The 8,422-nt window shown below is 74.0% G+C and carries 9 protein-coding genes and 1 pseudogene; 5 read left to right on the forward strand and 5 right to left on the reverse strand.

Annotated elements, in window-relative coordinates:
• Positions 1-182 (reverse strand): annotated as a pseudogene (locus G3I53_RS33415) (hypothetical protein); the annotation flags it as partial.
• Positions 183-194: 12 nt separating this feature from the next.
• Here G3I53_RS33415 and G3I53_RS22510 point away from each other — a divergent pair.
• Complete coding sequence (locus tag G3I53_RS22510; RefSeq protein ID WP_164337557.1) at positions 195-1,724, forward strand: potassium/proton antiporter; 1,530 nt, start codon at positions 195-197, stop codon at positions 1,722-1,724.
• A gap of 83 nt (positions 1,725-1,807) precedes the next feature.
• Here G3I53_RS22510 and G3I53_RS22515 read toward each other — a convergent pair whose 3' ends face one another.
• Both G3I53_RS22515 and G3I53_RS22520 read right to left on the reverse strand, forming a co-directional pair.
• Complete coding sequence (locus G3I53_RS22515) at positions 1,808-2,188, reverse strand: VOC family protein (RefSeq protein WP_164337556.1); 381 nt, start codon at positions 2,186-2,188, stop codon at positions 1,808-1,810.
• A 213-nt stretch (positions 2,189-2,401) separates the two neighbouring features.
• Positions 2,402-2,797: a RidA family protein gene (locus G3I53_RS22520; protein ID WP_164337555.1), complete on the reverse strand. Its 396-nt coding sequence runs from the start codon at positions 2,795-2,797 to the stop codon at positions 2,402-2,404.
• Between the two features lie 135 nt (positions 2,798-2,932).
• Here G3I53_RS22520 and G3I53_RS22525 point away from each other — a divergent pair, with 135 nt between their 5' ends.
• From G3I53_RS22525 to G3I53_RS22535, 3 genes are all read left to right on the forward strand, one after another.
• Complete coding sequence (locus tag G3I53_RS22525; RefSeq protein WP_164337554.1) at positions 2,933-3,931, forward strand: WYL domain-containing protein; 999 nt, start codon at positions 2,933-2,935, stop codon at positions 3,929-3,931.
• Between the two features lie 86 nt (positions 3,932-4,017).
• Positions 4,018-4,695 carry a 2-phosphosulfolactate phosphatase gene (locus G3I53_RS22530; protein WP_203592402.1) on the forward strand — a complete coding sequence of 226 codons (678 nt, stop codon included), beginning with the start codon at positions 4,018-4,020 and terminating at the stop codon, positions 4,693-4,695.
• A gap of 83 nt (positions 4,696-4,778) precedes the next feature.
• Positions 4,779-5,525 carry a VWA domain-containing protein gene (locus tag G3I53_RS22535; protein WP_164337553.1) on the forward strand — a complete coding sequence of 249 codons (747 nt, stop codon included), beginning with the start codon at positions 4,779-4,781 and terminating at the stop codon, positions 5,523-5,525.
• A 40-nt stretch (positions 5,526-5,565) separates the two neighbouring features.
• On the opposite strand, the gene G3I53_RS22540 is transcribed toward G3I53_RS22535, so the two are convergent.
• Positions 5,566-5,949: a VOC family protein gene (locus G3I53_RS22540; protein WP_164337552.1), complete on the reverse strand. Its 384-nt coding sequence runs from the start codon at positions 5,947-5,949 to the stop codon at positions 5,566-5,568.
• Positions 5,950-6,059: 110 nt separating this feature from the next.
• Here G3I53_RS22540 and G3I53_RS22545 point away from each other — a divergent pair, with 110 nt between their 5' ends.
• On the forward strand, positions 6,060-6,725 hold the full coding sequence (locus G3I53_RS22545; RefSeq protein WP_164337551.1) for an MSMEG_1061 family FMN-dependent PPOX-type flavoprotein: 666 nt from the start codon (positions 6,060-6,062) through the stop codon (positions 6,723-6,725).
• A 54-nt stretch (positions 6,726-6,779) separates the two neighbouring features.
• On the opposite strand, the gene G3I53_RS34435 is transcribed toward G3I53_RS22545, so the two are convergent.
• Positions 6,780-8,422, reverse strand: a 1,643-nt coding sequence (locus tag G3I53_RS34435) for a helix-turn-helix transcriptional regulator (protein ID WP_164438705.1), incomplete at its 5' end; no start/stop codon positions are given.

The following is an 8,422-nucleotide window of genomic DNA, read 5'->3' on the forward strand; positions in this document are numbered from 1 at the left end:
CCGCCGTCGCCGTGGGCCTGCGAGCCGTCCGCCCCCTGGCGGTCCGGCCGCTCCTCGGGGCCGGTGCGGCCCTGGTCGCTGGACCTGGGGCTGTCCCCGCCACCGCCCGGGAGGTGCGAGGCGCGCGGTCCCGGGCCCCGGTTCGCGGACCTCGGCGGCCGTCGCGCGGCGGACGACGGCACGGGGAACGCCCCATGACGCTGTCCGAGATGTACCTGGCCCTGCTCGTCGGCGGTGCCGTGCTGCTGGTCAGCATCGTCGCCGCCCACACCGCCCACCGCATCGGCCTGCCCAGCCTGCTGCTCTTCCTCGCGGTCGGGGTGATCGCGGGCGAGGACGGCGCCGGTCTGGAGTTCGACAACGCCCAACTGGCGCAGGCCCTGGGGACCGCGGCACTGGGACTCATCCTCGTCGAGGGCGGTCTGAGCACCCGGTGGGAGGACGTCCGGCGTCAACTGGCCCCGGCCGGCGTGCTCGCCACCGTGGGCGTGGGCCTGTCCGTCGTGGTGACCGCGGCCGGCGCCCACTGGCTGCTCGGCATGGAGTGGCAGTTGGCGCTGCTGCTGGCGGCGATCGTCTCCTCCACCGACGCGGCCGCCGTGTTCGCCGTGCTGCGCGCCCTGCCCCTGCCGCAGAAGCTCACCGGCCTGGTGGAGTCCGAGTCCGGCTTCAACGACGCCCCGACCATCATCCTGGTCCTGGTGTTCTCCACCATGGAGACCGACCCGAGCAGCCCGTGGCTGCTCGGCTTCAACCTGCTCTACCAGCTCGCCGTCGGCGGCCTGCTCGGCGTGCTGACCGGCCGGCTGGGGGCGGCCGCGCTGCGCCGCATCGCCCTGCCCGCCACGGGGCTGTACCCGTTGGCCACGGTCGGCTTCGGCGTCATCGCCTTCGCCGCGGCAGGGGCGGTCAACGCGAGCGGCATCATCGCCGCCTACCTGTCGGGCCTGGTCCTGGGCAACGCGCAGCTGCCGCACCGGGCGGCCACCCGGTCCTTCGCCGAGGGCGTCGGCTGGCTGGCGCAGATCGGCCTGTTCGTCATGCTCGGCCTGCTGGTCGATCCCAGCGAGCTGCCGTCCGCGATCGTCCCGGCCCTCGTCGTCGGGTCGGTGCTGCTGTTCGTCGCCCGCCCGATCTCCGTCGCGCTCTGTCTCCTGCCGTTCCCGATCCCCTGGCGCGAGCAGACGTTCATCTCCTGGGCGGGGCTGCGTGGCGCGGTGCCCATCGTGCTGACCACGTTCCCCATCGTCGCCGGGATCGACGGGGCGCGGGACGTGCTCAACATCGTGTTCCTGCTCGTCATCCTGTTCACGCTCATCCAGGGTCCCACCCTGCCGACCGTCGCCCGGCACCTGCGGCTGGTCCGCGCGGGCGCGCTGCGCGAGATCCAGGTGGAGACGGCGCCCCTCGACGTCCTGGACGCCGATCTCCTCACCGTCGCCATCCCGGAGGGCTCCCGGCTGCACGGCGTCGCGGTGTTCGAGCTGAGGCTGCCGCCTCCGACCGTGATCACCCTCATCGTCCGTGACGGCACGTCCCTCGTGCCCGACCGGGACACCGTGCTGCGGGCGGGCGACGAACTGCTGCTCATCACCACCCCCGACACCCGCGACGCCGCGGAGCGGCGCCTGCGGGCCATCGGCCGGCGCGGCAAGCTGGCCCGCTGGCTCGGTGAGGACGGGGCACCCGAGCCGAAGGCCGTCCCCCCGGCGCCGGCCGACTGACCTCCCCGTGCCGTCGGTGACGGCCCGGGGCCCCGGGGTCACAGGGACCCGGGCGGCCTCGGGCAGCCTCGGGCGGCCTCGGGTCAGAGAGCCTTCAGGCGCGCCTTCAGCAGGCAGAACTCGTTGCCCTCCGGGTCGGACAGGACGTGCCACTGCTCGTCGCCGGTCTGACCGATGTCGGCCGGACGGGCGCCCAGCGCCAGCAGGCGCTCCAACTCCGCGTCCTGGTCCCGGTCGGTGGGGTTGACGTCGATGTGCAGGCGCGACTTGCCCTTCTCCGGCTCGTCACGGCGGCTGAGGATGATCGTCGGCTGCGCGCCGCCGAAGCCCTCGCGGGGCCCGATCTCCAGCGTTCCGTCGTCCTCCCGGTCGAGGATCACGAAGTCCAGCACCTCGCACCAGAACCGGGCGAGCGCCTCGGGATCGCGGCAGCCCAACACCAGTTCACTGATACGACACGCCACAGTTCGATCCACTCTCAGCCCGACACGACCATCCATGCGTCCCCGCAGGAGGCCCGCGGTCCTGGACCGGACCACGGCTCCGCCGAGGCTAGTGGTCCGCTCCGGCTCCCGCGACACCTTTTTCGGTGCGCCGGGACCAGTCTCCCGGCGGGGGCGGGCCGCCGTCCCGCCCCCGCTCGGCCGTGCGCCGGTCCGGCCCGGCCGGCCGCCGCCTCAGGCGACCGCGGTCCCCTCGAGTTCCACCATCAGCTCGGGAAGCGCCAGGCGGGTCACCCCGAGCATCGTGGTGGCCGGTGCCACCCGTGCGGCGCCCAGCCGGGCCGCCAGCACCCCGTAGTGCTCGAACAGCCGGTCGACATCGGTGGTGTACACGGTGAGGCGCACCAGGTGCGCCAGTGTCATGCCCGCCTCCTCCAGCACGGCCTCCAGGTTGTCGACGGCCAGCGCCAACTGCGCTCCCATGTCGTCGGCGTGACGGGGCTTGCCGTCCTCACCCATCGCGCCCTGCCCCGAGCAGTACAGCGTCCGGTGCTGGCCCCGCACCAACTGCCCCTGGCTGTAGCCCAGCTCCACCGACCACGGCCACGGATTCACCGTCGAGCGTTCCATCCCCGCATCAACTCCTTTGCTGTGACGGCGGATGCGCGCGCCCGAGGGTCACGCGTCCGCCGTCCCTGTGTGACACGGGCAAGCCTCTCCGGATATCACGACACCCTTGGTCATGTATGCCGCTACCGTTTCCGCATGCGTGCCGACCGGCTGATCTCCCTGGTCCTGCTGCTGCGCCGCCGGGGCCGGATGACAGCGAGCGCCCTCGCCCGCGAACTCGAGGTGTCCACCCGCACGGTGCTGCGCGACATCGAGGCACTGTCCACGGCCGGCGTGCCCGTATATGCCGAACGCGGCCGGCACGGCGGGTTCGAGCTGCTGCACGACTTCCGTACCGAACTCACCGGGCTCACCGGCCTCAACCACGACGAAGCCCTCGCCCTCCTGGCCGCCGGCACGGCACGCGGGGACCACGTGTTCGGCCTCGGCCCGGCCCTCGCCTCCGCACTGCGCAAGGTGCTCGACGCGCTGCCCGAGACCCACCGCACGACCGCTGCCGACGCCGCCCGGCGCCTCCTTCCGGACCCGCCGGCCGATCTGCTCGCCCGCCGCCGCGACACCGACCGGATCCCCGACGCCGCGATGAACGAGGTCCGGCGCGCGGTCCTGGCGGGACGGAAGCTGCGCATCCACTACGCCGCCGTCGGCCAACAGGCGCAGTGGCGCACCGTCGACCCGATCGGGCTGGTCACCGTGGGCGACCGCGGCTACCTGCTGGCCACCCGGTCCGGCGCCGACCGCACCTACCGCCTCGCGCGCATACGGGCCGCCGAGACGCTCGCCGAGGCCGCGCACCGGCCGGCCCAGGTCGATCTCGACCGCCTGTGGGAGGAACGCGCGGCCGGCTTCCGCGACCGTGGCGACCACCTCACCGTGCGGGTGCGCGTCAGCCCCGGGCGCAGGGACGAACTGCTCGACACCGCCCTCGGGGTCCGCGCACCGGACGGCCAACCTCCCGACGCGGACGGCTGGTTGCGTCTGGACGTCACCTTCCAGGACACGGAGCACGCCCACTGGGCGCTCTGGCGGCTCGCTCCCGACATCGAAGCCCTCGCCCCCGCCTCCCTGCGGGCCGCGCTCCGGGACCACGCCCTCTCCCTGGCCGCCCGGTACGGCCGGGAGCCACCGCCCTGAGGCGGCATCACGCCGGACAGCCGGCCTCTCTCCCCCCGAGGGGCCGTCTTGTGGAGCGTTCTCGCGGGCTGCGATCATCGGTCGTCATGGACGCGCGCGTGGCCGGCATCCCCGACCTGGACGGCACGGAAGAGGTCGCCGTCGTGATCGACGTGATGCGGGCGTTCACCACCGCCGCCTGGGCCTTCCACCTCGGCGCCACCAGGATCGTGCTCGCGGCCGACGAGGACGAGGCCCTGGCGCTCAAGGACCGTCACCCCGGCTGGCTCGCCCTGAAGGACCGGGCTCCGGCCCGCGGCTTCGACCTCACCAACTCCCCCGGCCTGATCCGCCAGGCCGACCTGTCCGGCCGTACCGTCGTCCAGAAGACGACCGCGGGGACGGTCGGCGCCCTCGCGGTGGCCGACGCGGAACTGGCGTTGTGCGCCGGCTTCGTCGTGGCCGGCGCGACGGCCCGGGCCCTGTCGGCGTCCGGCGCCGGATCGGTGACGCTGGTGGCCACCGGCGACGGGGGTCGCGCCGAGGAGGACCTGGCCTGCGCCGCGTACCTGGCCCGGTTGCTGGCCGGTGACCGTGCCGACCCCGCGCCTCACCTCCACCGCGCGGAAACGTCCCCCGCCGCCGACGACCTGCGCCGAGGGCGGCGTCGCGGCGTCCACCCGGACGACGTGGCGCTGTGCCTGGAGGTGGACCGGTTCGACTTCGCCATGAAGGTGGGCCGGGAGGAGGGCCTGACGGTGCTGCGGCCGTTCCCGGCCCGGTGACCGCGCCGGAGGGACGGCACTGCGCAGGATTGCGAAACGGCCAAGACCGGGCCCTTTCCGTCTCGGCGGCGCACCATGGAGGCGTGATCCCGAGCAACCATCGTGAACGTACCGCGGCCGTCAGCCTCACCAAGGTGCAGGAGAAGGCGCCCGACCTCGTCAGTCTGTACAAGGCGGCGGGTGCCAGCGTGCGCAGCCACGGCCTGGAGGCCGTACGGGCCGCGGTGTATCTCGTGCTGGACCGGTCCGGCTCGATGCGGCCCTACTACCGCGACGGCACCATGCAGCACTTCGCCGAGCAGGTCCTGTCCCTGTCGGCGCACCTGGACGACGACGGCACCGTGCCGGTGGTGTTCTTCTCCACGGACGTCGATGGCAGCGCGGACCTGGCGCTCGGCGGGCACCGCGGCCGTATCGACAAGCTGCACGAGAACCTCGGTCACATGGGCCGGACCAACTACCACTGGGCCATGGACGAGGTGATCGACCACTACGTGGAGTCCGGCAGCGACCAGCCCGCCCTGGTCGTCTTCCAGACCGACGGGGGTCCCACCAGCCGGTTCGCCGCCGAACGCTATCTCTGCAAGGCCGCGCGGCTGCCCCTGTTCTGGCAGTTCGTCGGCTTCGGCGATCCGGACGACAACGAGTTCTCCTTCCTGCGCAAACTGGACACGCTCGCCGTTCCGGCCCGTCGCGTGGTCGACAACGCGGGCTTCTTCCACGCCGGCCGCACCCCGAAGGCCGTCCCGGACCACCAGCTCTACGACCACCTGCTGCAGGAGTTCCCCGACTGGCTGGAGGCGGCACGCGCCGCGGGCGTCCTGGCGTAGGCCCCGGCTCCGCGGGCGGCCCCGGACGGCCGCGGGCGGCTCAGGACGGCTGCGGGGCCCGGTCGGACTCGCTGCGCAGGACGCAGAACTCGTTGCCCTCGGGATCGGCGAGGACCGCCCAGCCGGAGCCGTCGGGGTTCCGGCGATCGGCGACCAGGGTGGCTCCGAGGCCGAGCAGCCGTTCCACCTCCTGCTCCCGCGTGGTCTCGGGGCGCAGGCACAGGTGGACACGGTTCTTGGCCGTCCTGGGTTCGGGCACCTCGTTGAAGTAGAGCACCGGGCCGTCCGCCAGCGGCACTTGGACCTCCCGGTCGCCGGGTCCGTCCTCCGGATCCAGCGGGCGGCCGGTCACCCCGCTCCAGAACCGGGCCAGTTCATAGGCGTTCGCGCAGTCGATCGCCACGTTCTGCACCACTGAGACCATGCGTGCGAGCCTCCCCGACTCCTGCTGCGGACGCCACCGGATCGTGGCCGTCCCCGCGGGGATCACCCAGGCGCTGGCCATCCCCGTGACACGCACCTTAGGGTCACCGTATGACGATCGACACCGAGGCCGGCGGCGTGCTGTTCGAGTCCCTCCGGGCGGACGCCCTCACCGGCCCCGAGCAGCTGCGCGAGCTCTACCCGGAGCCGAACCCGAACGCGCTCCGCAAGGAGGGCGACCGGCTGACCGAGGAGACCCGGGCGTTGATCGGCTGTTCCTCGCTGGTCTTCATCGGCAGCGCGGACGACGAGGGCCGGGCGGACGTGACGCCGCGTGGCGGCCCGGCCGGGTTCGTGTCGGTGCTGGACGAGCGGACGCTGGCGATCCCCGACGCGACCGGCAACCGGCGGCTCGACACCCTGCAGAACGTGGTGCGGACCGGGCGTGTCGGACTGGTCTTCCTCATTCCGGGCCGCCCGACGACGCTGCGCGTCAACGGCCGGGCCTGTGTCACGGCCCGCCCGGATCTGCTCGCGGCGCTCACTCCCGTGGGCAGACCGCCGGTCACCGCGATCGTGGTGCAGGTCGAGGAGGTCTACCCGCACTGCCCGAAGTCGCTGATGCGCGCCCACGCCTGGCAGCCGGAGAAGTGGCTGCCGGCCGACGCCCAGCCGAGCAGCGCCGAGGTGACCCTCGCCCAGCTGGACCTGCCGGGCCTGACCGTCGAGCAGATCGAGGAGGCCGAGCGGGAGTCGCTGCGCCTGCGCTACGAGTGAGCCCGTGAGCCGGACGGCACGGCCCCTTGTGGCGCAACCCGGTGGCGTGGGCGCTCAGTCGGGCGTGGCGGGGTCGTGGGCGGCCAGGGCCGTGCGGAGGTGGCGGCGGGAGGTGACGCCGAGTTTGGTGAACACCTTGCGCAGGTGCCATTCCACCGTGTGCGGGCTGAGGAACAGCTGGGCGCCGATCTCCGGGTTGGTCAGGCCGTCCCGGGCCAGGCCCGCGATGCGTGCCTCCTGCGGGGTCAGCGCCAGGCGTTCCGTGCGGCGTCCGGCCGCCTTCTCGCCCGTGGCCAGCAGTTCGCGGGCGGCACGGTCCGTGAAGGCGCCCGCGCCGAAGCCGGTCAGCATGGTGTGGGCGGTGCGCAGGTGGGTCCGGGCGTCGCGGCGCCGGTTCTCCCGCCGCAGCCACTCGCCGAACACCAGGTGGGCCCGCGCCAGTTCCACCCTCGACCGGGTACGGCCCAGCCGCTCGACGGCTTCCCGGTGGTGTTCCTCGGCCGTGTCGCCCTCGCTGATCAGAGCACGTGACCGCGCCCGCAGCCCCAACGCCCAGTCCGTGCCCGCGGCCTGGGTCATCCCGTCCAGCCGTTCCACGGCCGCGACCGCCGCGTCCCGGTCGCCGGAGCGTGCCGCGGCCTCCACCAGCTCGACGAGGTACCACCCGTAGAAGCCGAGGTCCTGGTAGGCGCAGGCACGCCGGGCGCTCTCCAGGGCCGCGTCGTGGCGGGACAGGCCGTTGTACAGCAGGGCCGTCGCATGGTGGGCGAGGCCCAGGGCCCGCCCCTCGCCCCGGTCGGTGGCGGTCCGGACGGCCTGCCCGATGACGCGCAGGGCGCGCTGTTCGTCGTCGCGCCACGCCGTCAGCAGCAGGGACGTGTAGTCCGACGGGGCGTTGCCGGTGGCCGCGGTCAGGGCGTCCGCCTCCTCGATCAGGGCGGCGGCCTCGGCGAACTCGCCTGCCTGCAGGTGCACGCCCGCGCGGTACGACAGCGCGACGGGAAGGGAGGCGAGGGCGCCCGCCCCGCGGGCGAGACGGACCGCGCTGTCAGCCAGTTCGTGCCACGCCTCGTCGTCCCACACCTCCGGTGCGATGGGTTCGGGGGCCACCGGGCAGGACAGCCACAGCCACCGCGCGGTCTCCCCCGGTCCGCCGCTGTCCGCCTCGGCCCGGAAGGCGTTCAGGGCCTGGCGGAGCGGGGCCAGGGAGGCCGCGTAGCCGTCGGTGAAGCGCTGGGTCACGCCCTCCAGGAGGAGGTCGGTGCGGCTCGCCGTGCCGGAGGCGCGGGGTACGGCCCGCGCGACCTCGGCCGCGTCGCGGACCGTGGTCCCGCCGTCGAGCCGGCCGGCGAAGATGGCGGCCGCCAGGGCTTCGAGGTACGTCTCCCGGGCCAGTGCCGCGTCGAGCGGTTCCAGCAGCCGGGCGGCGTCCAGGAACAGCGGCGTCGCCTCGCTCGTGCGGCTGCGGGTGAAGACGATCCGGGCGTGCAGGCGGGCCAGCCGGGCCCGGCCGAAGGCGTCGAGGGGACCCGCCTCGGCGGCTCGCGCCAGCTGGTGCGCCGGTTCCACCGCCGCCGCCTCGAACTTCGCCTCGGCTGCGGTCAGCGCCCGGGCGCCGCGCAGGGCGGGATCGGGGGTGAGCTCCATCGCGCGTTCGAGGAAGGCCGCCGCGGCGGCGAGCCCGCCCCGGGCTCGTG

Origin of the sequence: Streptomyces sp. SID14436 (assembly GCF_010548465.1) — a bacterium.
In the GTDB taxonomy this organism is placed as follows: Bacteria; Actinomycetota; Actinomycetes; order Streptomycetales; family Streptomycetaceae; genus Streptomyces.